Genomic DNA, 26,153 nt, shown 5'->3' on the forward strand with positions numbered 1-26,153 from the left:
AAGGGGAAAACCAGCGACAACCAGGGAGGTGTGCCGTGGCCGGACTGGCGATGCTCGTGCTCGCTGTGGCCGCCGTGGTGATGGTCCTGCTGGCACAGCGGGAAGAACGGCCGGGGGCGGAGTTGGACGCGCGTACCCACGAGCGTCTGCCGAGTAGGTCAGGCCGGTAGTTCGGCCTGGCCGCCGATGCCGCGGACGGTCCTGGAGACCGGCTTGTTCGTCTCGGCGAAACAGGTGCCGACGGTGTAGCCCTCCGACCAGTCGCGTTCGGAGGGCACCCGCCAGCTGGTGGCCACATCCGGCCGGCCGTCCAGGGCCAGCAGGTAGTCGATGACGACCTGTTTGCAGTGCTTGTCCATGCTCGCGTGCAGCTGCTCGGCCGAGGGCATCTTGTCGGTGCTCTTGCCCAGGTTCTTCACCGCGGGCAGCGCCTCACCCACGTGCGGCTGGTTGCAGGGCACGCCCACCAGCGTCTCCGCCTTCGACGGTGAGCCGGCCGTGCACAGCTGGTAGGCCCAGAAGTCCTTCTGCAGCGCGCCTTTGAGCGAGCCGGTGCGGCTGACCGGGGCGCCGTCCGGGCCGACCTCGACCACGGTGCAGATCACGTAGTGCTGGCCCTTGGCCCACAGCGCCTTGTCCGGCCAGATCGCGGCCACCCGCAGCCTGCTGGCCGGGGCGGCCTCGCTGCTCATGTACTCGGCGAGCTTCTCGGTGCACCGCGGGATCGAGTTGGCCAGCAGCGTGGCGTCGTCCGGGTAGGCCTTGGGCAGGTGCTGCGGCAGCGTTTCCAGCCAGGTGACCTCGGCGTCGTGCGAGCGGGTGCAGGCGACCTTGCCCAGCACCTTGGAGTCGAAGCACTCGCCGACCCCGGGCAGCTTCTCCTCCGGCGGCGCGGTCAGCACCCCGCTGGGCCGGGCCGGGGCGCTCTGGCCGGTGCTCGCCGTGGTCGGTTCGCCGGGCACGGTGGCCGTGCCCGCGGTGCAACTCGCGGTCAGCAACGCGGACAGCGCGAGCAAGATCGCCGCTTTCCGCATGCGTGGCTCCCCTCGCTGACCGTGATCGTCCGACTACCGTTGCGCACCCCTGGTGCACGGATGGTCACAATTAGGGCACTTCGAACACAGGGTTTTCCTGCTGCCCGATGACGACCATCACCACACATGCCTAACATCCGCGACACATCCGCGCCCGCCAAGGTCACCGTAGCGGTGGCAGGCCCGCGGGGGAGGACAACGGAGGAGTTCGATGCCGTCTGGTTCGTCACCACCCGTACCCGCGCGCCCGAGTGGGCTGCGCTGGAACTGGTGGAACCTGCTACTCGTGGTGCCACTGCTGATGCTGGTCACCCCACTGATCAACTTCGATGAGCCCCGGGTGCTCGGCCTCCCGTTCTTCTACTGGTCGCAGTTCGCCTTCGTGCCGCTCGGCGTCATCTGCGTCGGACTGGTCTACCTCAAGACCAGGGACGAGCCGGTGGTCACCACCGCGCCGGACCGCCTCGACGTGGACAAGCTGGATGAGGGGGACAAGGCGTGAACAACATCCAGTGGACCGAGCTGATCGTCTTCGCCGTGCTGTTCCTGCTGGTGACGGTGCTCGGTTTCGTGGCGTCCAAGTGGAAGGCCGGTGACACCCTCGACCATCTGGACGAGTGGGGCCTCGGCGGGCGCAAGTTCGGCTCGTGGATCACCTGGTTCCTGGTCGGCGGCGACCTCTACACCGCCTACACCTTCGTCGCCGTGCCCGCGCTGATCTTCGGTGCAGGCGCCATGGGCTTCTTCGCGCTGCCCTACACGGTGATCCTCTACCCGCTGGTGTTCCTGCCGCTGCTGCGCATGTGGTCGGTCTCCAGGGTGCACGGCTACGTGACCCCGGCCGACTTCGTCCGCGGCCGCTACGGCTCGCGCATCCTGGCGCTGCTGATCGCCGTCACCGGCATCGTGGCGACCATGCCCTACATCGCGCTGCAGCTGGTCGGGCTGGAAGCGGTGCTGCGCACCATGGGCCTCAACGGCAGTGGCTTCCTCGGCCACCTGCCGCTGTTCGTCGGCTTCCTGATCCTGGCGGTCTACACCTACCAGTCCGGTCTGCGGGCGCCCGCGCTGATCGCCTTCGTCAAGGACACGCTGATCTACATCGTGATCCTGGTGGCGGTCATCTACCTGCCTGCCAAGCTGGGCGGCTGGACCACCATCTTCGACCGCTCGGCCGAGATCCTGTCCCAGCCGGGCGCCAACGGCGCGCCCAAGGGCTCGATCCTGCTCAACGCCAACAACCAGCTCCAGTACGCCACGCTGGCGCTGGGCTCGGCGCTGGCGCTGTTCCTCTATCCGCACTCGCTGACCGGCATCCTGGCCTCCAAGGGCCGCAACGTGATCAAGAAGAACATGGTCGCGCTGCCGGCGTACTCGCTGCTGCTGGGGCTGCTGGCGCTGCTCGGCTACGTGGCGCTCACCGCGGGCACCAAGCCGATCATGAACAACGCCACCGGCCGGCCGGACACCAACACCATCGTGCCGGTGCTCTTCGACACCCAGTTCCCGAGCTGGTTCGCCGGTGTCGCCTTCGCCGCGATCGGCATCGGCGCGCTGGTCCCGGCCGCGATCATGTCCATCGCCGCGGCCAACCTGTGGACCCGCAACATCTACAAGGAGTTCCTGAAGAAGGACGCCTCACCCAAGCAGGAGGCGCAGCAGGCCAAGCTGGCCTCGCTGGTGGTCAAGTTCGGCGCGGTCGCCTTCATCGTCTTCGTCGACCCGGCGTACTCGATCGACCTGCAGCTGATCGGCGGGGTGATCATCCTGCAGACGCTGCCCGCGGTGGCGATCGCGCTCTACACCCGCTGGTTCCACCGCTGGGGCCTGGTCGCGGGCTGGATCGCCGGCATGGGCTACGGCCTCTACCTGCTGTACCTGATCCCGAACCCGGCCGCGGGCCGCGCGCACTTCGGTGGTTCCGCGCTGACCCTGGACAAGCTGTCCCTGCTCGGCTGGGAGCCCTTCGCCGGTTCCAAGACCCAGATCTACGTCGGGTTCATCGCCCTGGTGGTGAACCTGGTGGTCGCGGTCATCGGCACGCTGATCGCCCGGCAGCTCAAGGCGTTCAACGGCACCGACGAGACCAAGGGCGAGGACTATCACGCCGACGAGGGCGACCCCTCGCTCAAGGCGGTCGCCTCGCACTGACGCGGGAACGCGAGGTTCCCCGGTCCGCCCGGTCCGGGGAACCTCGCCCGCCAGAGACGCTCGTCGATCTCGCACAACAGCGACCCGGCCACGCCGGCGGCCAGCTCCGGCGCCCCGGCCAGCTGCCGGGTCCCGGCCGGACCGGGTCCGCCGCGCAGCACCAGCGGCGATTCCACCCTGGCCCGTCGCCACAGCGCGCCCAGTCGTTCCCCGGTCAGCTCGGCCACCGAACCGTGTCCGGCCACCACGTCCCACAGCGGCCGCCGCCTGCCCAGTTCCCCGGCCAGCCAGCGCTCCTGACCGGTGCCCAGCAGCGAACCGGTCTGCCGGTACTGCTGGGTGTCCACCAGCCGCAACGCCAGCAACCGGCCCCAGCGCAGGCTGCGGTAGATCGGCATCCGCCCGCCGTCGGGCCGGGAGGCCGCGCGCAGCGGCTGGTGCTCGTAGTAGGCGCGGCAGGCCGCCACCCACTCCCCGGACAGCTCACCCGGCCCCCAGGTGGAGACCTGCGGCGCACTGGCCCTGGCCAGCTGCGCGGCCGGGGTGAGCCGGGCCATCGCCCGCTCCCGCTGCTCCCGTGCGGAGCCCGAGGGCCGGTGCTCGCCGAGGCAGAGCACCAGGTCGGCTGCCGAGGGCAGGGCGTCGCCGCTGGTCACGGCCAGCCGCAGGGGTTCCAGCGCGACCGGGTGCGGAGTGGTCCTGGTGCGGCCGGTCAGCGAGAGGTGCCTGCCGTGGCGGAACCGGAAGTAGTACTCGGTGCTCGGTTCGAGGTCCTCGACCTCCACGTGCACGCTGTGCCCCCACTCGGGCAGCGCGTCGGCCACCCCCTCGCGCAGCACCCGGGCGCCCGCCGGATCGGCGCTGAGCTGCCACGGCACGGACAGCGGCAGCTCGGGCACGCCGGTCAGCCGGGTCCAGAGCACCACCGAGTCCGGTTCGGGGTCACCGGAGGCCACACCGAGGGTGAACGGGTCCTGTCGCACCTTGAGCAGGTAATCAGTCGCGTGAGTCCGGTGCGTGGCGGCAAGGTGCCATTGGAGTGAATCTAGTGTTTGAATCGAGGCGTGGATCGAGCCGTACTGACTGACACCGTCCGCTCTCGCTGGGACAACGACGTCCTCACGAGCCTGTCCGAACTGGTCTCCGTGCCGGCCATCTCGCCGGCCTTCGACCCCGACTGGGCGCGCAACGGCCACCTGGAGGCCGCGGTCGAGCACGTGCGCCGCTGGCTGGTGGCCCGCGAACTGCCCGGCGCCACCGTGGACGTCGTGCGCCTGGAGGGCCGGACCCCGGTGCTGCTGCTCGACCTGCCAGCCCAGCCCGGCGCCGAGGAGGCGGGCACCGCGCTGCTCTACGGCCACCTGGACAAGCAGCCCCCGGTGGGCGGCTGGTCCGAGGGCCTGGGCCCGTGGACGCCGGTGCTGCGCGACGGCCGCCTCTACGGCCGGGGCTCGGCCGATGACGGCTACGCCGGCTACGCCGCGGTCACCGCGATCGAGGGCCTGCTCGCCGCCGGTGGCAGGCACGGCCGCTGCGTGGTGCTGCTGGAGACCGGCGAGGAGTCCGGCAGCCCGGACCTGCCCGCCTACCTGGAGCACCTGAGCGCCCGCCTGGGCGCGGTCACGCTGGTGGTCTGCCTGGACTCCGGCGCCGCCGACTACGAGCGGATGTGGCTGACCACCTCGCTGCGCGGGCTGGTGCAGACCCAGCTCACCGTGCGGGTGCTGGAGTCCGGCCAGCACTCCGGCTCGGCCAGCGGCGTGGTGCCCAGCTCCTTCCGGGTCATCCGGCAGCTGCTGGACCGTCTGGAGGACTCGGCGACCGGTCAGGTCCGGCTGCCCGAGCTGCACGTGGCGATCCCGGACGAGCGGGTGCTGGAGGCCAAGGAGGCCCTCGCGGTCTTCCCCGGCTTCCTGCTGACCCTGTTCCCGCTGATGCCGGGTATGCGGCCGGTGTCGACCGACGAGCTGGAACTGGCGCTGAACCGCACCTGGCGGCCGACGCTGTCGATCATCGGCGCGGACGGCCTGCCGGTGCCGGATGACGCGGGCAACGTGCTGCGCCCGCACACCACGCTCATGCTGGGCTTCCGCCTGCCCCCGACCGCCGACTCCGACGCCGCGCTGGCCGCGGTGCGCCGGGCGCTGACCACCGAGGTGCCCTACGGCGCCCAGGTCGAACTCGGCAAGGTCGAGGCGGCCAACGGCTGGAACGCGCCGAGCCTGCGGCCGTGGCTGCGGGAGGCGCTGGACACCGCGGGCGAGCAGGTGTTCGGCGCCGGCTGGAAGGCCACCGGCGAGGGCGGGTCCATCCCGTTCATGGGCCTGCTGCACGAGGCGTACCCGGCAGCGCAGTTCGTGGTCACCGGCGCGCTGGGCGCGGACAGCAACGCGCACGTGCCGGATGAGTCCCTGCACCTGGACTACGCCCGGCGGATCACCGAGGCGATCTCCTACGTGCTGGACGCGCACGCCCGCTCCGGCCAGTGAACGAGTCCCGGGCCGCCTGGAAACTCAGGCGGCCCGGGCCTGCCGGATCCCGATCAGCACCCCCACCAGCACCACGGCCATCCCGGCCACGCCCAGCAGCGGCGGGGTCTTGCCACTGGCCAGGAACACATAGACCAGGCCGGAGATGGTCTCGAACACGATCAGCTGGCCGGCCACCGACACCGGCAGCCTGCTCGATGCCTGGTTCCACAGCAGGGTGCCGCCCCAGCTCACCAGCACGCCGAGCACCAGGCTGCCCAGCAGCAGGTACCACAGCGAGTCCGCGCCGATGCCGCGCCCGATCGCGTCCCCGGTGACCAGCAGCAGCGGCGCGGCCAGCACGGAGAGCCCGAGCGTGGCGATGCCGATCAGCGTGGACCAGTCCGCCGAGCCGACCTGCGGGTTGGTGCGCAGGAAGTGCGCGTTGGCCACGCCGAACCAGGTCCACATGGCCAGGGCCAGCACCGCACAGCCCACCCCGAGCAGCTGTGCGCCCAGCGAGCGGCCGCCCAGGCCGGACCAGTCGATTTCGCTGAGGTTCACCGCGACCAGCCCGGCCAGGATCACCCCGACCGGCAGTGCCAGCCTGCGGAAGGGGAACTCGCGGCGGCGCAGGTTGCCGTAGACGGCCACGGTCACCGGCAGGGTGCCGATGATCACCGCCACCACCGGCGCCCCGACCAGCGCGATGCCCTGGACCAGCAGGAAGTAGTAGCCGACGTTGCCGGTCACGGCGAAGAGCAGGCAGGAGCGCCACACCGGCCAGGAATGCCCGCGCAGCCGGGTGCCGGTGAAGACGATCAGCGCCACGGACAGCAGGCCGTAACAGACGTAGCGGCCCAGGGTGACCGCCACCGGGGAGAACTCCGGCAGCAGCACCGGCACCAGGAAGGCCAGGCCCCAGATGAGGTTCGCGCCGATGCCCAGACCGATCCCGGCCAGGCCGGCGCCGCGCACGGCGGTCTGTTGACTCATGTTCTCCCCCTGTTTCCGGTGCGCCGCCGATCAAACACGGACGGCCAGGGTGTCCGCATCACTGATCACCCGTCCGGCCGCCGCCAGTGCCCGGCGCAACCGCAGCGGCAACGCGGTCATGTGCCGGTGGGTGGCCGCGTCGTAGCACTCCGGTTCCGCCTTCAACTCGGCCAGCCGACGCTCGATCAGTTCCTCGGTCAGCGCCGCCGGGTCCAGGCCGTCACTGGCCAGCACGAAGCCCCAGGGAATGCCGTAGGCGGGCACGGCCAGGGTGTAGGGCAGCACGTGCCGGAACACCGAGCCCAGGGTGCGGGCCACACTGGCGAAGAACTCCGGATCCAGGAAGTTCGCCGGTCCGGCCTGGGTGACGAACACCCCGTCCGGGCCGAGTTTCGCCTTGACCTGGCGGTAGAACTCGCGGGTGAACAGGGCAGGCGTCGGCGATCCCTCGACCGCGTCCGGCAGATCGGCCAGCACCAGGTCGAAGCCGCCCGGCTGCCCGCCGAGCAGGCCGCGCGGATCGCCGAACTCCAGGTGACAGCGCGGATCCAGCTGCGCGCCGCGGTGCATGTGCGGCAGGTGCGTGAGCGAGTGCCGGTGCAGCTCCGGGTCGATGTCCAGCTGTACCACCGAGGTCAGCTCCGGCATCGCGCACAGCCGGTGCAGCACCCCACCATTGGCCCCACCCAGGCAGAGCACCCGGCGAGTGTGCGGCAGCAGGCAGTAGCCGGGCAGCAGCAGCGCCTCGTGGTAGGCCGCCTCATCCGCCTCGGTGGACTGCACCCGGCCCTCGATCACCATCGCCCGGCCGTAGCCGCCCAGCTCGACGATCTCGAAGGCCTGCCGGGCGGTGCGCCCGGTCTCAAGGACCGAGCGCACCGCGTGCACGTGACATTCAGCAGGACCGATGTACTCCTCGATCTGCTTGTCCCACAACGGTTTCATCGGGCAGTCGCGGTGACGAGGGCATAGCCGAGCTTGCCTGCCTTGGTCACCGCGTTCTCGTAGTCGGCCAGCCGCACGCTGGTCTCGAAGTACTCCGCCGAGGTCAGCGCGATGATCTCCGACTTCAGCTCGTGCCGGACCAGCACCGACCGGTCCTGCCAGTCCCGGAAGGTGGGCGTGAGATCCCGCGCCACGTCCACCTCGAACCCGGCCCCGGCCAGGGCCGCCCGGTACTCCGGCACCGTGTTCACCGTGGGACAGGCCCATTCCACGGTGAGCTGCCGCCACTCCTGCTCGGTCAGCTCCCCGGTGCGCACCCGCTCCATGAACGCCAGCCGCCCACCGGGACGCAGCAACTCGTGGCAGCGGGCGAATAACCGGGCCGGATCGAAGTGGCAGAACGCGCCCGTGCCGTAGATCCCGTCGAAGGGCGCCGCGAACTCGTGCCGGTACACATCCCCGTGTGCCAGCGAGACCCGGTCCGCCAGCCCAGCCTCGGTCAGCCGCTGCGCTGCCTTGCGCAACGGGCTGGCCGCCACGTCGATCCCGGTGATCCGCCAGCCGAACTCACCGGCCAGGAAGGCGGCCACCGGCGCGGTGCCGCAGCCGATGTCCAGCACCGCGGAATCCGGTGGCAGGTCCATCGTGGCGGCCAGCGCGCGCAGCTCGGACGCGCTGTTGTCGCTGAACTGCCCGATGTACTCACCCGGCCCGTACACCCGGGGATACACCAGGTCGTGCACCAGGTTGTTGCCGGACATGTCCTGGTCGTACAGCTCCGCGACCAGGGCGAAGTCCTCCGGCGCTGCTCTCGTCACAGCCTCTCCACAAGCAGCTCGATGGGGGCGGCCGAATCCGCGACCGGGGCGCTCAGCGCGGTCCGGACGTTCTTCGGCAGCAGGAACATGTGGTGGTGGGTCTGCCCGTCGTAGAGCCGGGTCGGCGCCGGGCAGGTGCGGGCCAGCCGCTCGTCCAGCTCGGCCGGGCTCAGCGCCAGCGGATCCACCGAGCCGACCGCGCCGATGCCGGTCAGCCACACCGTGCCGTAGGACTGCGGGTAGCTGAGATAGCCGTGCGCCTGCCCGAAGACCTGCTGGATCACCTGGAAGATCCGGGCCGCGAACTCCGCCGAGACCGGGCCGACCGACCCGCACCAGGACACGTACAGCCCGCGCCCGCTCAGCCGGGACCGCACCAGCCGGATCGCCTCGGTGGCGAACAGCCTGCTCGCCGGACTGCCGGGCAGGGGTTCGCTGAGGTCGTTGACGATCAGGTCGAACGGCTCGCCGCCGCCGGCCAGGTAGTCCAGCGCGTCGGCCACCACCAGCCGGTACCGCGGGTCGGTGCGAAAACTCGTGCCCACCGCGGGCAGGTGCTCGCGGGCGATGTCGACCACGGTGGTGTCGATCTCCACCTGCACGACCTCGCCGACACCGGGGTAGTTCAGCAGCTCGCGCACGATCCCGCCCGGACCGGCGCCGATGCACAGCACCCTGGCCGCCCGCCCGTCCAGCAGCTGCATGGCCGGGTGCGTCATCGACTCGCTGTAGATGTACTCGTCCGCGGCCACGTGCTGGATCCGCCCGTCCAGGAACAGCCCGCGCCCGTAGGACTGGGTCTCCAGCACCTCGATCCGCTGGAACTCGCTGTCGAGGACCACGACCTCCTCGGTCACCCGGTGGCAGTGCCGCTCACCAGGGGCGATCTCCTCGACGGTCCAGCGCTCAGCCACGCTCGGCGGTCCGGATCAGGGTGTGCGAGCCGTCCGGGTGCACCAGCACCTCACTCGGCTCGTCCTGGCCGAGGAACTGGGTGATCATCGAATAGCAGTAGCTGCCCGCGTTGGCGAAGACCAGCACGTCCTCGGTGGCCAGCGGCGGCAGCGGCGCGCCCTTGGCCAGGAAGTCGCGGGAGTAGGTGGTGGACCCGACCACGTCGGCGGGGCGGTCCGCGGGCGGCTCGCCCGATCGGCCCAGCACACTCACCTCGTGGAACTCGCCGTAGAACAGCGAACGGGGGATCAGCGTGGCGCTGGAGTCGACGCAGACCAGGGACCGGTCCGGCCGGTTCTTCACATCCAGCACGCTGGTGCAGAACACCGCGGTGTCGCCAAAAAGCGCGCGACCGGGCTCCAGGATCAGTTTGATAGGGCGACATCGCTTCTGTGAATAGCTCGTGAACATCTTGCTGATCGCTTCGTCGTATTTCGCGTAGTCGAACTCCTCGATTCCGTCCTCGGTCACCGGGAAACCGCCGCCGAGGTCGACGTAGGTCAGGTCAGGGAAGAAATCGGACAGTTCGAGGGTACGAGCCACGCCCTGCATCATCGTTTCCAGGGAAACAATGTTGGTGCCGAGGTAGACGTGCGTGCCGGTGATGGTGAGCCGGTACTTGTCCGCGATCTTGGCGGCCACCTCCAGTTCGTTCTCCAGCAGCCCGATGCGGCTCTCCGCGCCGATGAAGACGTTGCCCAGGGAGTTCTCGTCGATGTTGAGCCGGATGCCGCAGCTGGTGCCCGGCGCGATCGAGCCGTACAGCTCCAGCTGGCCGAGCGAGTCCAGGTTCACCGCGACGCCCAGCCCGGAGATCAGCTCCAGGTCGGAGCGGCGCACGCCGGTCGAGGTGTAGATGATCTCCGAGGGAGCGAACCCGCAGTCCATCGCGAGCTTGAGGTGCCGCGCCGAGTTGACGAAGATCCCCATTCCGAGCCCGTGCAGCAGCTTGAGCAGCTCCGGGTTGTTGTTGGCCATCGAGGCAAAATGGACTGCCTTGTCCGGATAGGCCAGGCCGGTGAAGCGTTCGGCATTTCGCCTGATCAAGGACTCGTCGTAGAGGTAACACGGGGTGCCGTACTGGCTGACGGCAGCAGAGATCGATTTCTCGTCCATGGCAGGCTGCGGCCCTTTCGATAGTGAGGCTGCGTCGAGATATCGGCGGATTATTTGTCTAGCAGCGCCGAGTTGCCTGGGTCAATGCACGATTGGGCAGCCTCTGCGATCTGGCGAATTGACTATTCGGGGAATAGAACAACCCGCTTGGTGGAGTGCTCAACCAGTAAGCCGTAACGTCGTTAGCCCAGGCAGCGCAGCCTGCATAGTCATGGACCCGTAACCCTCAACCTGCTGTGCTACCGGCCATCAGGATGGCAGGATGCGCAGAACTTGCCCGGAAACTGACTACGAGGAGTGACACCGTGGCCCGTCGACCCAGACACCAGGTGCTCGCCCTGCTGCCGGCGGCAGCCCTGCTGCTCGCCGCGTCCGCGTGCGGCGGCGGTGGCGGCAGCACGGCCAATGGTGTGCCGCTTGTCGAGGCTGGAAAGATCAAGACCTGCACCCACCTGCCGTACGAGCCCTTCCAGTTCAAGGAGGGCAACGACGTCGTCGGGTTCGACGTGGACCTGGTGAACCTGGTCGCCAAGGACCTCGGCGTCAAGCAGGAGATCGTGGACGGCCCGTTCGACACGATCGCCTCCGGCCAGGACCTCAACATCAACAAGTGTGATGTGGCCGCGGCCGGGATGACCATCACAGACACCCGCAAGCAGAACTTCGACTTCTCCGAGCCGTACTTCCTGGCCACCCAGGCGCTGCTGGTCAAGAAGGGCTCCGGCGTCACGAACCTGGACTCGCTCAAGGGCAAGAAGCTGGGCGTGCAGGCCGACACCACCGGCAAGGTCTACGCGGAGAAGAACGCCGCGCCCGCCGGTGTGCAGCTGGTGACCTTCGAGGACCTCGGCCTGCTGCTGGAGTCGGTGAAGAACGGCTCGGTCGCCGCGGGCATCAACGACGACTTCGTGCTCAAGGACTACGCGCGCAAGACCCCCGACGTCGAGATGACGACGGCGTTCAACACCAACGAGAACTACGGCATCGGCGTCCGCAAGGGCAATGACGCGCTGTTGAAGAAGGTCAACGAGGTGCTGGCCAAGGCCAAGAGCGACGGCACCTACGCGAACCTCTATGAGAAGTGGTTCAAGGAGAAGCCCAAGCAGGGCTGACCCGACCGTCCGGGGCCGGTGCGTGATCCGCACCGGCCCTGTCTGTTTGCCAGGAGCTTGTGAATGTCAGGAAAGACCGGCCTCAGCCGGAGACAGCGCGCCCGGTTGTTCCGGGGCATCCAGTACGCACTGCTCGTCGTCGTGCTCGCGGTGGTGGCCTTCTTCGCCAACTGGGAGAAGATCGTCACCTCGTTCTTCGACTTCGAGGTCGCGGCCCAGCTGTTCCCGAACATCATCGTCATCGCGCTGAAGAACACCATCGTCTACACCGCGCTGGGCTTTGCCTTCGGCATCGTCTTCGGTGTTGTGCTCGCGCTGATGCGGCTGTCCTCGGTCGGCCCCTACCGCTGGATCGCCACCCTCTACATCGAGTTCTTCCGCGGCCTGCCCGCGCTGCTGGTCTTCCTCGCGGTCGGCTACGGCATCCCGACGGCCTTCCCCGGCACCCTGATCGACCGCATGGTGACCATCACGCTGGCGCTGGGCATCGTGGCCTCGGCCTACATGGCCGAGACCATTCGCGCCGGTATCAAGGCGGTGCCCAAGGGCCAGGTGGAGGCGGCCCGCTCGCTGGGCATGTCCCCGGCCCGCACGCTGATCACCGTGGTCATCCCGCAGGCGTTCCGGATCATCCTGCCGCCGCTGACCAACGAGCTGATCATGCTGGTCAAGGACTCCTCGCTGGTGTTCTTCATCGGTTCCACGCTGGAGCAGCAGGAACTCGCCCAGTTCGGCCGTCAGGCGCTGAGCCAGTACAAGCTCATGACACCGTTCGTGGTCGCTGGCCTGTGCTACCTGATCATCACCATCCCGCTGTCGATCCTGCAGCAGCGGCTGGAGCGCAAGGCCAACACCACCGCGAAGGGAGGTCAGTGATGACCGGCGAACCAATGGTCGTGGTCACGCGGCTGCACAAGAGCTTCGGGCCGCTGGAGGTGCTCAAGGGCATCGACCTCTCGGTGGCCCGCGGCGAGGTCGTGTGCGTGATCGGCCCGTCCGGCTCCGGTAAGTCCACCCTGCTGCGCTGCGTGAACCTGCTGGAGCAGCCCACCTCCGGCCAGGTGGTGGTCAACGGGGTCGAGCTGACCGACGACGACTGCGATCTGGACGGCGCCCGGATCAAGATCGGCATGGTCTTCCAGTCGTTCAACCTGTTCTCGCACCTGAGCGTGCTGGACAACCTCACAGTGGCCCAGCGCAAGGTGCTCAAGCGCGGCAAGGCCGAGGCCGAGCGGATCGCGCGGGAGAACCTGGAGCGGGTCGGGCTCTCGGAGAAGGTGAACGCGATGCCCGCCCAGCTCTCCGGCGGTCAGCAGCAGCGGGTGGCCATCGCCCGCGCGCTGTCGATGAACCCGGAGCTGATGCTCTTCGACGAGCCGACCTCCGCGCTGGACCCGGAACTGGTCGGCGATGTGCTCGGCGTGATGCGTCAGCTCGCCGATGAGGGCATGACCATGCTGGTGGTCACGCACGAGATGCAGTTCGCCCGCGAGGTGGCCGACCGGGTGCTGTTCATGGACGACGGCAACGTGGTCGAGGAAGGCCCGGCCGAGCAGGTGATCGGCAATCCCCGGCAGGAGCGCACCCAGACCTTCCTGGCCAGGGTGCTGGATCCGACCCACCAGGGCCGTTCCGAAGCCTGACCCAGCACACCGGCGCGGCCGTCATACTGTCTACAGTGGACAGTATGACGGCCGCTTCGCCGTGTGTGGATGAACCTGTGGAATCTGTGGACAAGTGATCATGCGGGCCTGTGGATGGAGATACCGATGACCGATCTTGCGCTGGCCGTTGACGTAGGCGGCACCAAGATCGCCGCTGGTCTCGTTGACGGCTCCGGCACCCTCCTGCGCACGGCCCGTCGCCCCACCCCGGCACACGATCGCGAGGCGGCCTGGACCGCGGTTACCGAGGTGATCGAGGAAGCGCTTGCCGGGCCGGACGGCGCCGCGGTGCGCGGAATCGGCGTTGGCTGCGCGGGCCCGGTGGACACCACCAGGGGCACGGTCAGTCCGATCAACATCAGTGGCTGGCAGGACTTCCCGCTGCGGGACCGGATCAGCGCGCTGCTGCCCGGCCTGCCGGTGGAACTGGCCGTGGACGGCGCCTGCACCGCGCTCGGCGAGCACTGGGCCGGCGCCGGTCAGGGCGCCGACTTCATGCTGGGCATGGTGGTCTCCACCGGCGTCGGTGGCGGCCTGGTGCTGGGCGGCAAGCCGTTCGGCGGGCGCACCGGCAACGCGGGCCACATCGGGCACGTGGTGGTCGAGCCGGACGGCTACCCCTGCACCTGCGGCGGACGCGGTTGCGTGGAGACGGTGGCCGGTGGCCCGCACCTGTCCCGCTGGGCCCGCGAGCAGGGCTGGACCGGCCCGGACACGGTCGCGCTGGCCGCGGACGCGCGTGCCGGCGATCAGCTGGCGCTGGCCGCCTTCGAGCGCGGCGGGCACGCGGTCGGCCTGGCCATCGCCGCCGCGGCCGCGGTCTGCGATCTGGACCTGGTGGTCATCGGCGGCGGGGTGGCCGCGGTCGGGCCGCTGTTGTTCGACCCGATCCGCCGCTGCCTGGACACCCACGCCGGCCTGTCCTTCCTGGCCGGCCTGCGGGTGGTCCCGGCCACCCTGGGCGGGGACGCGGGCCTGGTCGGCGCGGCCAGGCTGATCAGCGGCTAGGCGCTGACCCCGTTGCTGCGCTGCGTCTCCTCGGCCTGCGAGGGCCGCCAGCCGTTGCCCTGCACCAGGTTGCCGAAACCCATCCACACCAGGTTCATCAGCCGCCCGGACATCGCCTTGGGCGTCTCCTCGGGATGGTCCAGCCACCAGTCGGCCAGCGATTCGCCCGCGCCGACCAGTCCGGCGGCCAGGGGTTCGGTCTGGCCCTCGGCGAAGGCGCCGAAGCCCTGCGCCCGCGCCGCGTGCTCCAGCAGCAGCCCGATCACCGAGATCGCCCGCTTGCGGCCCGCGGTCAGCTCGGCCGCGAACGGCTCCCCCTGGGTGCCTGCCTGCCGGTGCAGCACCCGCCAGGAGTCCCGGTTGTCCGCGACGAAGGCGAAAAAGCCCTGGATACCGCGCCAGAGTTGCTCGCGTGGCGGCAGGCTCTCGTCCACCACCCCGGCGATCGCCTCCACCAGCCTGGTCGCCTCCCGCTGGATGCAGGCGGCGAACAGCTCCTCCTTGGCGCCCAGGTAGGCGTAGATCATCGGCTTGGAGATCCCGGCCACCTCGGAGATCTCGTCCATGGACGCGGCGTGATACCCGCGCTGGGAGAACACCGCCACCGCGGCGTCCAGGATCTGACGTTCCCGGACCGCCCGTGGCAGTCGTTTCGCGCGCGCGGGTCGGTCGCCGTTGGACTCAGCCCGGTTCTCGGTCATTGGCACCCCCGTTGACGTGACAGGAAGGGTACTCTTGTCAGGGAACCTACTCGAAAGTAGAGTTACTCCTCAGTAGGTAAGCGGGAGGTTTTGATGACGAACAGCGATCCGATCGCCGCCCTTGCCGAGGTCGATCCGAAGAAGATCAGCAAGGAGGAGTTCGTCTCGCTCCTCTCCGCCGCCTCCGAGGTGGCCAGCAGCGGGGAGGTCGTCGACCTCAGCTCGATGGACCCGCAGACCTTCGCCCGGCTCATCTCCCGGGCGTCCAAGGACCAGATCGAGGCCGTGATGGCCCGCCCCGAGCTGCGGGTTCGGGTGCTGGACGAGGTGTTTCGCCGGATGGAGGCGCACTTCAAGGCGGAGAAGGCGGGCACGGCCAAGGCCGTCGTGCACTGGCGGATCCAGACCGGCGAGGACTACGAGCGCTACGAGACGGTCATCGCCGAGGGCGCCTGTTCGGTGAACAAGGAGAACAAGGCCGAGCCCAGGGTGACCGTGACGCTGTCCCCGGCCGAGTTCCTCAAACTCGCCTCCGGCAACGGCTCCGCCCCGGTGATGTTCATGACCGGCAAGATCAAGGTGAAGGGCGACCTGGGGTTCGCGGCCGGCCTGTCCAACCTGTTCAGCATCCCCAAGGCGTGAGGGAGTAGCACCGGTGACCTTCTCACTGGAACTGAACGAGGAGCAGCGGGACCTCCGTGACTGGGTGCACGGGTTCGCCGCGGACTCGGTTCGGCCAGCCGCCGCCGAATGGGATGAGCGGGAGGAGACGCCCTGGCCGCTGATCCAGGAGGCGGCCAAGATCGGGCTGTACAACTTCGAGTCGCTGGCCACCTTCTACGCCGACCCCACCGGACTCTCCCTGCCGATCGTGCTGGAGGAGCTGTTCTGGGGTGACGCCGGCATCGGCCTGGCGATCTTCGGCACCAACCTGGCGGTCGCCGGGATCTTCGCCGCCGGCACGCCGGAGCAGTTCGTGGAGTGGGTCCCGCAGTGCTTCGGCGAGGTGGACGACCCCAAGGTGGCCGCGTTCTGCTCCTCGGAACCGGAGGCGGGCTCGGACGTCTCGGCCATGCGCACCCGCGCGGTCTACGACGAAGCCAAGGACGAATGGGTGCTCAACGGCCAGAAGGCCTGGGCCACCAACGGCGGCATCGCCAATGTGCACGTGGTGCAGGCCGTGGTGGACAAGGAACTGGGCTCCCGCGGCCAGGCGGCCTTCATCGTGCCGCCCAGCACCAAGGGCCTAGTCGCCACCAAGAAGATCAAGAAGCACGGTCTGCGCGCCTCGCACACCGCCGATGTGTTCCTGGACGACGTCCGGGTGCCCGGCAGTTGCCTGCTCGGTGGCAAGGACAAGCTGGACGAGAAGCTGGCCAGGGCTCGGGAGGGCAAGAAGGGCGGCGCCCAGGCCGCGATGAAGACCTTCGAGCTGACCCGCCCGCCGGTGGGCGCGATGGCCATCGGCATCGCCAGGGCGGCGTACGAGTACGCGCTGGACTATGCCAAGCAGCGGATCACCTTCGGCCGCCCGATCATCGAGAACCAGTCCATCGCCTTCACCCTGGCCGATATGAAGATGGAGATCGACGCGGCCCGGCTGCTGGTCTGGCGGGCGGCCTGGATGGGGCGCAACGAGGCCAAGTTCGAGGCGGCCGAGGGCTCGATGTCCAAGCTGAAGGCCGGTGAGGTCGCGGTCTGGGCGACCGAGCGGGCGATCCAGATCCTGGGCGGCAACGGCTACACCCGCGAGCACCCGGTGGAGCGCTGGCACCGGGACAGCAAGATCTTCACCATCTTCGAGGGCACCAGCGAGATCCAGCGCCTGGTGATCGCCCGGCAGATCTCGGGGATGCACATCCGCTAGACCCCGGCCCGGGAGGACGTGGCCCCCTCCCAGGTCGAACCACGAAGCCCGGCTTCCCGGCAGGAGCCGGGCTTCGTGTTGCGTTCGGTCCCGGTGCGCTCAGTCGCTGTGCAGGGAGGCCATGAACGGGCAGCCGACCAGGCGGCGCAGTTCCAGGGACAGCTCGTGCTGGGTGGTCACTGACTTGGAGAAGGCCAGCCGCACGTCGTGGTCGCCGTCGGCCGCCTCCACCCGCAGCCGCAGCCCGAGCCGGTCCAGCCCCAGCGGCCGCACGTGCCCGCCGCGCAACTGCTCCGGGATGTGCCGGGCGAGCAGGTCCACCACATCCCGGTGGGACAGCTCCAGGTGCCGCAGCCAGTCGTCCTCCATCAGACAGAACGGGTCCGGCTCGGCCTTGGTGTACTCCTGCGGGGTCAGCGAGCAGGTGCCCTCGGCGTCGGCCAGCACCAGCGAGGCAGGCACAAGACGCAGCATGGTCGCCCCGTGCCCGACATCGAGCAGCCGGGGATCCGGCCTGGTCACGGCCACCGACAGCGCCTCGGCGCGGGCCCCGCGCTCGTCCAGCGCCTGCAGGAAGCCGGTGATCCAGAGCAGTCCGCGCACCGGCTCGCGCAGCCGCACCGGCGCCGGATCGGTCAGCTCGACCATGGCGGTCAGCTCCCCGTGCGGGGCCTGCCAGGCCAGCCCGACCAGCTCGTGGTCCTCATCGAGCAGCAGCGAGGTCGACCCGTCCGCGTGCACGTGGTGCAGCAAGGGCTCCACCCGCGGCGTCTCCCCCTCCACCGCGGGCATCAGCACTGCCTTGCCGCCTCGGACACCCATCGTCCTGGCCCGCTCTGCGGCTCCAGGCATCGGCGGGCGACGACTCTTGGTCTCCACGGATCACCTCCAACTTAGGCAAGGCTAACTTGAGTTCGGGTTGGAGGAAAGTCGACCGACCGAGCGACCTCGATCTCTATCCTTGGCCGGTGCAGCCCATCCCGCCCGCCGTGGTCGCCCAACCGGTGACCGACCGTCCCGCGATCGAGGACCCCGACGCCGCCGCGATCCGCAACTACCGGCAGCTGGCGGTGCGCAACCCACTGCTGGGCACGCTGGCCTGTGCCGGACTCGGGCTGGTGATGTACCTGCTGGACTTCGGCCCCGGGGTCTGGGCGCCGATCCTGGTCGCGACCGTGCTGCTCGGCGCGCTGCTGGTGTGGATGGCGGTCTGGTACGCCCCGCGGCTGCGCAAGGCACAGGTCCTGATGACCAAGGATGCCTGGCGGCAGGCCCCGGCCGCCGTGCTCGGCCTGGACGGCAAGCATTTTGTGGTCGAGGCCGAGGGCAGGCGGCTGCGGATCCCGGAGATCGGTGGCCGGGTCGCGCACCGGGTCGTCGGGCGCACCGGTCGGCTGTGGCTGCTCGGCCCCGACCCCTCCGGCCTGGTCCTGGCCAGGGTGGACGGCCTCGGCACCGCGCTGTGGGGCCGCGAGCTGACCGGCCCTGGCAACCTCGAGCCGGTGCCTGCGGAGTCCTTCGGATCCGCCGCGGCGGATCCGGTCACCATCGCGTGGGCTGAGGTCCTCAGGCGCGCGGTCCGCTACCGCGTCTGGCCATACATGATCACCTTTGGCCTGCTCGCCCTGATCCTGCTGAGCTTCGTCGCGATTCAGGGTGTCACGACGGCGGTCGTCATCGTCTGCGTGCTCGTGCTGGGAGTCAGCTTCCCCATCCTGTTGCGCCGCCACCTCGCCGCACGTCGCCGGTTCCAGCCGTGGGACGACCTGCCCGAGCTGGTCCGCGCCGGTGCCTGGCAGCCGGTCGGCATCTCCCTGGCCCCGTGGCGGCCGCCCATGACCGGCACCGCCGATGCGCACGGAGTGATCCGCCTGGCCGACGGCGCGGAGCTGCAGATCCGGCTACCGGACGCTGGACCAGCCCTGATCGGCAACATCCAGCAGGTCGGCGGTCTCTGGGTGGCGGGCGAGCCGGTGCCAGGCAAGCTGTTCGCGGTCGGCTACCCCGGCTTCCCGGTGCTCGGCCTGGCCACCTTCAGCCAGGGCATGCGGCCGGTCTAGGCCCCCACCTGGATGCCCTCGGCCTCGGCCCAGGCCGCCACGTCCTCCTTGCGCAGCGCCGTGGCCAGCAGGTCCGGGAACAGGTCCGGGGTGCAGGCGAAGGCAGGTGCGCCCAGCGCGGAGAGCTGGGCGGCCAGTTCGTGGTCGTAGGCGGGTTTGCCGCTGTCGGACAGCGCCAGCAGCACCACCACGGTCACCCCGCTGGCCACCAGGTCCCGGACCCGGCGTTGCAGTTCGCCGGCCACGCCGCCCTCGTACAGGTCGCTGATCAGCACCAGCACCGTGTCGGCCGGGCGGCGGATGTGCTGCTGGGCGTAGGCCATCGCCCGGTTGATGTCGGTGCCGCCGCCGAGCTGGGTGGCGAAGAGCAGGTCCACCGGGTCCTCGAGTTCCTCGGTCAGGTCGGCGATCTCGGTGTCGAAGACGACCAGCCGGGTGTGCACCGCGCGCAATGAGGCCAGGGTGGCGCCGAAGACCGCGGAGTAGACCACCGACTCGGCCATCGAGCCGGACTGGTCGACCAGCAGCAGCACGTCCTTGAGCGCCGAGCTGCGGCTGCGCCGCTGGGCGCCGATGAGCTGGTCCACCACCACGGTGCGCTGGGCGGGCTGGTAGTTGCGCAGGTTGGCCCGGATGGTGGCGTTCCAGTCCACATCGGACAGTCGCGGCCTGCGGGTCCGGCGGGAGCGGTCGATGGCGCCGGTGACCGCGGCGATCAGCCGTTCGGCCAGCCGCTGCTCGATCTCCTCGACTACCTTGCGCACCACCAGCCGCGCGGTTTCCCTGGTGCGCGCCGGAATCGCCCTGGACAGCGACACCAGGGTGCCGACCAGCCGGACATCCGGCTCCACAGTGGACAGCAGTTCCGGCTCCAGCAGCAGCTTGGTCAGCCCGAGCCGCTCCACCGCGTCCCGCTGCATCACCTGCACCACCGAGGCCGGGAAGTAGGTGCGCACATCGCCCAGCCAGCGGTGCAGCACCGGCGCGCTGGAGCTGAGCCCGCCGCTGCGCTTGCCCTCGCTCTCGCCCGGCATGCCCTGCCCGCCACCGCCGTAGAGCGCGGTCAGCGCCGCGTCCCGGCGCCGGTCGTCGGCGTCCAGCTCACCCAGCTCATTGGCGGCCGGGCCCAGCAGCAGCCGCCAGCGGCGCAGTCGTTCCGCCTCGCTCATCGGGTGCCCGCCCTCCGGTACAGCTCACGCACGAATCCGGTCAGCCGTTCGGCCAGCCCGGGGTCCCAGTCGGTGTCGGCCACCGCGGTCCGGCCCGCGCCCGCGGCGATCCGCTCGGCCAGGGTGCGGCGTTCCGGGCCGCTGAAGGTGCCCACCGCGCGCCGCAGCAGCGGCAGCGCGTCCGCGAAAGCCTCCCCGTCCAGTCCGGACAGCCAGCCGTCCACCAGGCCCAGCAGCCGGGTGTCCGCGGCCAGCAACGCGGCCGAGCCGTGCAGGAAGCCGGCCACGAACGCGGCCGCGGCCCCGGGTGCGCCGCGCAGCGAGACCGCGCGGTGCAGCCGGGCCGCCACCGCCTCGGTGTCCAGCCGCCCGGACTCCCACAGCAACCGGCAGGCCCGCCCGGTGGGCAGCCCGTGCCCGGCCTTGGCCGGATCACGCGCGCCCAGTTCGACCAGTCGCCGCAACGCCTCCCACCAGGCCGCCGCGTGCTCCTCGTCGGCGGCCAGCCGCACCGCCTCATGGGCTCCGTCCACAATGGACAGTGCGTGGCCCGCGGTCTCCTCGTCGATGTTCAGGCAGGCCATCGGCAGCCCGACCGCGCCGCGGGCGAGCAGTCCGTGCAACGCGGTGCGCAGCAGTTCGGGATCGGTGTCCCGGACCGAGCCGTAGCGGACCGTGCGGGCCAGCGCGGGCAGTGCGGTCAGCAGTTCGATCGCGTCGGTGGCCGCCGCCGCGCACCGGTCCAGCCCGGCTCGCGCGGCCAGCACCGCCGAGGGCAGCTCCGCGCCCACCGCGACGTCGAGCACCTGGGCCGCCTCGGCCACGCTGGACAGCCGCGCGGACTCGGTGACCAGCACCTGTGTCGCCGCGGCCTCGACCGTGGTGCCGTGCCGGGCCGCCGCGGCCAGCGCCACCGCCAGACCCGGGTCCCAGCGCAGCGTCCAGCCCTCGGTGAAGGTGCCCAGCCCGCCGGTCTCCTCCGGCTCGCCCCAGTGCACCTCCAGCACCCGCAGCCGCCGCAACAGCTTCGAGCGTTCCCGGTCGATGTCCTTGCGCAGGTCCAGCCGCAGGTTCCGCTCGGCCGCCTCCGGGTGCAGCCGCAGCCGCCGCTGCAACCGGGCCACGTCCGCGGCCAGTGGCGAGCGCGGCACCTTGTCCCCGACCGCGCCCAGCTCCTCGCCGACCACCAGGCGTTCCCGCACCAGTTTCAGCCCGGTGTCGTCCCCGCCGCAGAGCACCGCCAGGGTCGCCTCGGTGACCTCGGTCAGCCCGGCCGAGGGCCGCCCGCGGATCGCGGCCAGGGTCTCGGCCAGCCGCACCGCCTCCACCGCGCTCGCCGTGGAGGCGGGCAAACCCTGATCCCGCAACACCTGCGCGGTCCGGGCCAGCCAGCGCGGCAGCACGTCCCCGGCCGGGGCCCGCTCCCACAGGTGCGCGTACCAGCCCGGCGAGTCCACCCCGGCCCCGTAGCCGGAGGTCGCGGCCAGCCGCCCGTGACTCCACGGCACCCAGCTCCCGGCCACCTTCAGCCTCGGCTGCCCGCGCAACAACGCCGCGTCCCCGGTCGCCGCCGGAAGTTGGCGCAGCGCGGGCACGTGCCAGGCCCCGCAGACCACCGCGATCGGCCCGTCGGTGTCCTTGAGCGCCTTGCGCAGGTTCTGCCGCATGGCCGCCTCCCGCCGCAGCGTGTGCTCGTCCACCGTGTCGGCGAACTCCTCGCGCAGCGCGCCCATCGCCTCGGCCACCGCCTCGGCCAGGCCCAGCGGGTCCGCGGCGGAGTGCTCGACCACGTCCTCCCACCAGCGCTCCGGATCGTCGAACCCGGCCGCCTCGGCCAACACGGCCAGCGGATCGACCAGCACCTTCCGCTCGACCGGCTCGGCGGGCGGATTCACCGCCCTGGCCAGCGACATCGCCGCGGGCAGGTCGAAGAAGCGCACCGCGGCGCCCTGTTCGGCGCCCCAGCTCAGCGCCTGCCACTCGGGGGAGAAGCGGGCGAACGGCCAGAACGAGGCGCTGGCCGGATCGGCCTCGTCGTGCAGTAGCAACGCCACCGGCGGCGTCAGCTCCGGCACGTGCGCCAGCAGCGCGTCCCCCTCCGGCGGCCCCTCGATGAGGATCACCTTGGGCGACAAGGCTTCCAGCGCCGCGCGCACCATCCGCGCCGAGCCGGGGCCGTGGTGCCGGATGCCGAGCAGGGTGACCCGCTCGGGCAGGGACTGGGTTCGGGCCATCAGACGCCGAGTTCCCGGCAGGCGCGGTAGAGGTCCCGCCACTCCTGACGTTCCTTGACCACGGCCTCCAGGTACTCCTGCCACGCGGCCGCGTCCGACACCCGGTCCTTGACCACCGCGCCGAGCAGTCCGGCGGCCAGCTCGTCCGCGCCGATGGTCCCGTCGCCGAAGTGCGCGGCCAGCGCCATCCCGCTGGTCACCACCGAGATCGCCTCGGCGGTGGACAGGCTGCCGCTGGGCTTCTTCAGCTGGGTGCGGCCGTCCGCGGTGCCGCCGTTGCGCAGCTCGCGGAAGATCCGCACCACCCGGCGCACCTCGGCCAGCGAGGGCGGCTCGGCGGGCAGTTGCAGGGCGCGACCCAGCTGGGCCGAGCGCTGGGCGACGATCTCCACCTCGGCGTCCTCGGTGGCCGGCGGCGGCAGCACCACGGTGTTGAACCGCCGGGCCAGCGCGGCCGACATCTGGTTGACCCCGCGGTCCCGGTCGTTGGCGGTGGCGATGACGGTGAACCCGGCGATGGCCTGCACCTGCATGTTCAGCTCCGGCACCGGCAGCGCCTTCTCGCTGAGCACGGTGATCAGCGAGTCCTGCACCTCCGAGGGCATCCGGGTCAGCTCCTCGATCCGGGCCACCGCCCCGGTGCGCATCGCGCGCAGCACCGGCGAGGGCACCAGCGCGGCCTCGCTCGGGCCCTCGGCGATCAGCCGGGCGTAGTTCCAGCCGTAGCGCAGCGAGTCCTCGCCGGTGCCCGCGGTGCCCTGCACCACCAGCGTGGAATCACCGCTGACCGCGGCCGCCAGGTGCTCGGACAGCCAGGACTTGGCCGTGCCCGGCACACCGAGCAGCAGCAGCGCCCGGTCGGTGACCAGGGTGCCCACCGCGACCTCCACCAGCCGCCGGTCGCCGATGTACTTGGGCGTGATCACCGTGCCGTCCGGCAGCTTGCCGCCGAGCACGTAGCGCACCACCGCCTGCGGGGACATCCGCCAGCGCGGCGGGCGCGGGCGGTCGTCCGCGGCGGCGACCGCGGCCAGTTCGGCGGCGTACTGCTCTTCGGCGCTGGGGCGGAGTGCGCCGCCGGTCTCGGTCGTCACGCCGGGTCCTTCCGATCGTCGAGCGCACGGAACAGTTCGGTGCGCAGTTCCAGTACTGAGTGTTCGGCGCCGTGCTCGGGCCAGCGCTGACTGATCCGCGGCCACAGCTCGGTCAGCACGCCCAGATCGCCGCGGCGCATGAGCAGTTCGGGCGGGTAGCCGGGGCGCCAGCGGCGGTCGCTCATCTCGGCGTAGCGGGCCAGCACCGCTCGGGTGGTCTCGGCTGGCCACGGGCCGGGCAACCCGGAGCAGGCGTGGTCGAGCACGTCGTAGTTCCACCGGCCGACCAGCCCGGTCAGCGCCCGTGCGGCCAGGTCGGTGGGCAGCTCGCTGAGGATGTCCAGCAGATCGGCCTGGGAGAGCACCTTAGCCACCGCGGGCAGCCAGCGCAGCGGATCGGCCGACCGCGGCAGCGCGGCGGCGATCCCCTTGAGCAGCATCGGCGCCCACGGCGAGCCGCGCAGCAGCCGTTCCGCGCCGGCCCCGAGCAGTTCGGTGAACAGCTCCGGCGGCACCCCGCTGGCCGCGCCGAGCAGCCGTCCGCTGACCCCGCTCTCCAACGTGCCTTCCCGCAACAGGTCTCGCACCTCGGCCGGATCCGGCTCCGTGCCGTAGGGACCGTCCTCGCGCACCGTCAGCTCGTCCCGGGACACGTGCAGTCCGGCCCGCAGCCGGGCCGCGGATCGCTGGGACAGCGCGGATCCGGGCAGCAGCCGGAGCAGCCGCACCGCCTCGTTGTGCACCGCGCCGGCCCGGTCGTCCAGCGCGGACTCCAGCAGCGGCTCGTCATCGGCGCTGAGCCCGTCGGCCAGCGCGGTGATCAGCAGCCGCCGGTCCCCGGCCCGCCACAGCCCGGACCAGCCCGCCGCGATCAGCTGCCGCACCCCGGCCGGATCGGACAGCCGGGCCCAGCGCAGCCCCGCCTTGCGTTGCGGCAACGGCAGATCGAGCAGGTCGTTCAGGTCTTCCAGGCGGTCCGGCGTCTCCGGGGTGCCCGCGGCCCAGGACCAGGACGGCCGCATCCCGGCCAGCCAGCGCCCCCGCCCGCCGAGCACCTCGACGATCTCCGGCCGGCAGCCGGTGCGCGCGGTCCCGGCGGCCAGCAGGTCCGGCAGCGCCCGCGGCGGCGCGATCTTGCCCGCCCTGGCCACCGCCAGGCACCACTCGGTGAGCAGGTGCGCGTCCTCCCAGACCAGGATCTGGCTCAACAGCGCCGCGGTGCGGTCCGCGGCCGCCGGTTTGCCCTCCTCCGGCGCGGGCGCGATCAGGTCGATGCCGCCGCTGCGCGGTTGCGCCGCGCCATGCCGGGCCAGCCCGAACGCGGCGCAGTCCGCCAGCAGCTCCTGACTGTCCACAATGGACCGAGTGGCGCCGACCAGCAGCCGCTGCACGGTCTCCAGCCACGCGCTCACGTCAGCACCACCGGCGCCTCGCCCGGCGCGGCGACCGCGCCCAGGGTCAGGGTCCACCCGTTCCACAGGCACACCGCGTCGAAGGACCCGCCACCGTGCAGGGCCAGCGCCCGGTCCACCGCGCTGTCCTGACGCACCGGCAGCCACCGGCCCTCGGCGTCCACCAGCCCGTGCTCGTTACCGGCCACGCCGAGCCGAACCTGTTGGCAGCCCAGCGGATGCCGCCGCTGCCACGGATCGGCCACCAGTGCGGGCTCCAGCCCGGCCAGCGCCGAGGTCCAGTCCGCTGGCAGCTCGATCGCCCCGGCCGCGCGCACTTCCCCCATGTCCCCCACCGACATCCGCCGCGGCAGGCCCGCCGGGTACGGGTGCAGCGTGCCCTCGAACTCCCCGCCCAGCGGCAACGCGGGCATGATCCCCGGCCCGCCGAGCACCCCGTGCCGCTGCACGGTCACCCACTCCCGCCGCTGCCGCGCCCAGGCCCACTGCTGCACAGTGCGGATCCGCCCGTCGTCGGAATCCCGCAGCAGCAACGTCACCCAGTGATCCGTCCAGCCCTCCCCGGCCCGGACCTCTTCCTCGCGCACGGTGAAACCCAGCCGCCGCCGCACCACCCCGGCCAGCTCCGCAGGCGGATCCGGTGCGATGGTGGCCAGCAGGTGCAGCCCGCCGATCCGGTCTGTGGCGATCTCGGCCCAGTGCCGCCCGCCCGCGCGCACCACCGCGGACAACTCGGTGATCGACTCGGCCAGCCCTGGCGCCTTGGCGTCCACCATCCGGGCCGCCGACACCCGCCACCACTCCGGCTCCCGCGAGGGCAGCCCGGCGATCCCGCCCGCGGCCAGATCGGCCAGCCACTCGCGCAACCCGGTCACCCCGGCCTGCACCGCCGCCGCCCGCTTGGCCGCGGTCCGCGCACTGGCCGCCGCCCGCCGCGTCAGCGCCTCGGCCGAGCTGTCCGGCTCGACCGGCGCGGTGCGCGCCTCCCGCCTGGCCAGCCACTCCCCGGCCCACTGCGGCGGCACGTCGGCGGCCACCTTGTCCTGGGCGTGCAGCAGCTGCAGGGCCAGCGCGTGCTTGCACGGGAACTTCCGGGACGGGCAGGAGCACCTGGGCGTGCGGTCGCCCAGGTCGACGCACACCTGGTACGGCGTTTTGCCGCTGCCCCGGCACAACCCCCAGAGCAGCGACTCGTCCCGGCCCAGCCCGTCCCAGCCGGCCAGGGCGGTCAGCTTGGCCGCGCTGGCCGCGACCTGCTGGTCGGGCGCCAGCGCCAGCACCGCGTCGACATCCACGGCCCGAACCCTAGGGCCCCGCACTGACAGTCCGTCCCCCTCCGCACACGCAGCG

The 26,153-nt window shown here is 71.0% G+C and carries 24 protein-coding genes; 10 read left to right on the plus strand and 14 right to left on the minus strand.

Annotated features, from left to right (window positions below; genetic code table 11):
• Window positions 1-158: 158 nt before the first annotated feature.
• Window positions 159-1,034: a septum formation family protein gene (locus MZC64_RS00490; protein ID WP_247755102.1), complete on the minus strand. Its 876-nt coding sequence runs from the start codon at window positions 1,032-1,034 to the stop codon at window positions 159-161.
• Between the two features lie 211 nt (window positions 1,035-1,245).
• On the opposite strand from MZC64_RS00490, the gene MZC64_RS00495 reads away from it, so the two are divergent.
• Entirely contained in the window at window positions 1,246-1,536 is a 291-nt protein-coding gene (locus MZC64_RS00495; RefSeq protein ID WP_247755103.1) for a DUF3311 domain-containing protein, read from the plus strand.
• Window positions 1,533-3,185: a monocarboxylate uptake permease MctP gene (gene mctP, locus MZC64_RS00500; RefSeq protein ID WP_247755104.1), complete on the plus strand. Its 1,653-nt coding sequence runs from the start codon at window positions 1,533-1,535 to the stop codon at window positions 3,183-3,185. The genes MZC64_RS00495 and mctP overlap by 4 nt, the downstream gene beginning before the upstream one ends.
• Here the strand turns inward: mctP and MZC64_RS00505 are convergent.
• Window positions 3,137-4,168, minus strand: coding sequence for a PhoD-like phosphatase N-terminal domain-containing protein (locus tag MZC64_RS00505; RefSeq protein WP_247755105.1), 1,032 nt, complete (start codon window positions 4,166-4,168; stop codon window positions 3,137-3,139). The genes mctP and MZC64_RS00505 overlap by 49 nt on opposite strands.
• Window positions 4,169-4,249: 81 nt before the next feature.
• On the opposite strand from MZC64_RS00505, the gene MZC64_RS00510 reads away from it, so the two are divergent.
• The gene (locus tag MZC64_RS00510; RefSeq protein ID WP_247755106.1) at window positions 4,250-5,674 is read left to right on the plus strand and encodes a M20/M25/M40 family metallo-hydrolase; all 1,425 of its coding nucleotides are present in this window, start codon (window positions 4,250-4,252) and stop codon (window positions 5,672-5,674) included.
• Window positions 5,675-5,698: 24 nt separating this feature from the next.
• Here the strand turns inward: MZC64_RS00510 and MZC64_RS00515 are convergent, their stop codons facing one another.
• From MZC64_RS00515 to MZC64_RS00535, 5 genes are read right to left on the minus strand one after another with little or no spacing between them, the layout of a single operon-like run.
• The gene (locus MZC64_RS00515; protein WP_247755107.1) at window positions 5,699-6,649 is read right to left on the minus strand and encodes a DMT family transporter; all 951 of its coding nucleotides are present in this window, start codon (window positions 6,647-6,649) and stop codon (window positions 5,699-5,701) included.
• Window positions 6,650-6,679: 30 nt separating this feature from the next.
• A complete protein-coding gene (locus MZC64_RS00520) occupies window positions 6,680-7,594 on the minus strand; it encodes a hypothetical protein (protein WP_247755108.1) in 915 nt (304 codons plus the stop codon).
• Window positions 7,591-8,412: a class I SAM-dependent methyltransferase gene (locus MZC64_RS00525; protein WP_247755109.1), complete on the minus strand. Its 822-nt coding sequence runs from the start codon at window positions 8,410-8,412 to the stop codon at window positions 7,591-7,593. Before MZC64_RS00525 ends, MZC64_RS00520 begins: the two co-directional genes overlap by 4 nt.
• The gene (locus MZC64_RS00530; protein ID WP_247755110.1) at window positions 8,409-9,326 is read right to left on the minus strand and encodes a hypothetical protein; all 918 of its coding nucleotides are present in this window, start codon (window positions 9,324-9,326) and stop codon (window positions 8,409-8,411) included. Before MZC64_RS00530 ends, MZC64_RS00525 begins: the two co-directional genes overlap by 4 nt.
• Complete coding sequence (locus tag MZC64_RS00535) at window positions 9,319-10,482, minus strand: hypothetical protein (RefSeq protein WP_247755111.1); 1,164 nt, start codon at window positions 10,480-10,482, stop codon at window positions 9,319-9,321. The genes MZC64_RS00530 and MZC64_RS00535 overlap by 8 nt, the downstream gene beginning before the upstream one ends.
• A 305-nt stretch (window positions 10,483-10,787) precedes the next feature.
• Between MZC64_RS00535 and MZC64_RS00540 the strand changes: the two genes are divergently transcribed.
• The 4 genes from MZC64_RS00540 to MZC64_RS00555 all read left to right on the plus strand — a co-directional run bounded on the left by MZC64_RS00540 (window position 10,788) and on the right by MZC64_RS00555 (window position 14,266).
• Complete coding sequence (locus tag MZC64_RS00540) at window positions 10,788-11,594, plus strand: ABC transporter substrate-binding protein (protein ID WP_247755112.1); 807 nt, start codon at window positions 10,788-10,790, stop codon at window positions 11,592-11,594.
• Between the two features lie 63 nt (window positions 11,595-11,657).
• Complete coding sequence (locus MZC64_RS00545) at window positions 11,658-12,470, plus strand: amino acid ABC transporter permease (protein ID WP_247755113.1); 813 nt, start codon at window positions 11,658-11,660, stop codon at window positions 12,468-12,470.
• Complete coding sequence (locus MZC64_RS00550; protein WP_282104612.1) at window positions 12,470-13,237, plus strand: amino acid ABC transporter ATP-binding protein; 768 nt, start codon at window positions 12,470-12,472, stop codon at window positions 13,235-13,237. The genes MZC64_RS00545 and MZC64_RS00550 overlap by 1 nt, the downstream gene beginning before the upstream one ends.
• A 126-nt stretch (window positions 13,238-13,363) precedes the next feature.
• Window positions 13,364-14,266 carry an ROK family protein gene (locus tag MZC64_RS00555; protein ID WP_247755114.1) on the plus strand — a complete coding sequence of 301 codons (903 nt, stop codon included), beginning with the start codon at window positions 13,364-13,366 and terminating at the stop codon, window positions 14,264-14,266.
• On the opposite strand, the gene MZC64_RS00560 is transcribed toward MZC64_RS00555, so the two are convergent.
• The gene (locus MZC64_RS00560) at window positions 14,263-14,967 is read right to left on the minus strand and encodes a TetR/AcrR family transcriptional regulator (RefSeq protein ID WP_247755115.1); all 705 of its coding nucleotides are present in this window, start codon (window positions 14,965-14,967) and stop codon (window positions 14,263-14,265) included. The two genes, MZC64_RS00555 and MZC64_RS00560, sit on opposite strands and share 4 nt — an antisense overlap.
• Window positions 14,968-15,060: 93 nt before the next feature.
• On the opposite strand from MZC64_RS00560, the gene MZC64_RS00565 reads away from it, so the two are divergent.
• The gene (locus MZC64_RS00565; protein WP_247755116.1) at window positions 15,061-15,609 is read left to right on the plus strand and encodes an SCP2 sterol-binding domain-containing protein; all 549 of its coding nucleotides are present in this window, start codon (window positions 15,061-15,063) and stop codon (window positions 15,607-15,609) included.
• A 13-nt stretch (window positions 15,610-15,622) separates the two neighbouring features.
• A complete protein-coding gene (locus MZC64_RS00570) occupies window positions 15,623-16,834 on the plus strand; it encodes an acyl-CoA dehydrogenase family protein (RefSeq protein WP_247755117.1) in 1,212 nt (403 codons plus the stop codon).
• Between the two features lie 99 nt (window positions 16,835-16,933).
• Here the strand turns inward: MZC64_RS00570 and MZC64_RS00575 are convergent, their stop codons facing one another.
• Window positions 16,934-17,686, minus strand: coding sequence for a DUF2470 domain-containing protein (locus MZC64_RS00575; protein ID WP_247755118.1), 753 nt, complete (start codon window positions 17,684-17,686; stop codon window positions 16,934-16,936).
• A gap of 116 nt (window positions 17,687-17,802) precedes the next feature.
• On the opposite strand from MZC64_RS00575, the gene MZC64_RS00580 reads away from it, so the two are divergent.
• On the plus strand, window positions 17,803-18,894 hold the full coding sequence (locus tag MZC64_RS00580) for a hypothetical protein (RefSeq protein WP_247755119.1): 1,092 nt from the start codon (window positions 17,803-17,805) through the stop codon (window positions 18,892-18,894).
• Here the strand turns inward: MZC64_RS00580 and MZC64_RS00585 are convergent.
• The 5 genes from MZC64_RS00585 to MZC64_RS00605 are packed head-to-tail and all read right to left on the minus strand — an operon-like array spanning window position 18,891 to window position 26,098.
• Entirely contained in the window at window positions 18,891-20,063 is a 1,173-nt protein-coding gene (locus MZC64_RS00585; protein WP_247755120.1) for a VWA domain-containing protein, read from the minus strand. The two genes, MZC64_RS00580 and MZC64_RS00585, sit on opposite strands and share 4 nt — an antisense overlap.
• The gene (locus tag MZC64_RS00590) at window positions 20,060-22,297 is read right to left on the minus strand and encodes a DUF5682 family protein (protein WP_247755121.1); all 2,238 of its coding nucleotides are present in this window, start codon (window positions 22,295-22,297) and stop codon (window positions 20,060-20,062) included. The genes MZC64_RS00585 and MZC64_RS00590 overlap by 4 nt, the downstream gene beginning before the upstream one ends.
• Entirely contained in the window at window positions 22,297-23,391 is a 1,095-nt protein-coding gene (locus MZC64_RS00595; RefSeq protein ID WP_247755122.1) for an AAA family ATPase, read from the minus strand. The genes MZC64_RS00590 and MZC64_RS00595 overlap by 1 nt, the downstream gene beginning before the upstream one ends.
• Window positions 23,388-24,803 (minus strand): DUF5691 domain-containing protein, encoded by a 1,416-nt coding sequence (locus MZC64_RS00600; RefSeq protein ID WP_247755123.1) that lies wholly within the window; start codon window positions 24,801-24,803, stop codon window positions 23,388-23,390. The genes MZC64_RS00595 and MZC64_RS00600 overlap by 4 nt, the downstream gene beginning before the upstream one ends.
• Entirely contained in the window at window positions 24,800-26,098 is a 1,299-nt protein-coding gene (locus MZC64_RS00605) for an SWIM zinc finger family protein (RefSeq protein ID WP_247755124.1), read from the minus strand. The genes MZC64_RS00600 and MZC64_RS00605 overlap by 4 nt, the downstream gene beginning before the upstream one ends.
• Window positions 26,099-26,153 lie beyond the last annotated feature (55 nt).

This window comes from Crossiella sp. S99.2 (genome assembly GCF_023094165.1).
GTDB lineage: Bacteria > Actinomycetota > Actinomycetes > Mycobacteriales > Pseudonocardiaceae > Crossiella.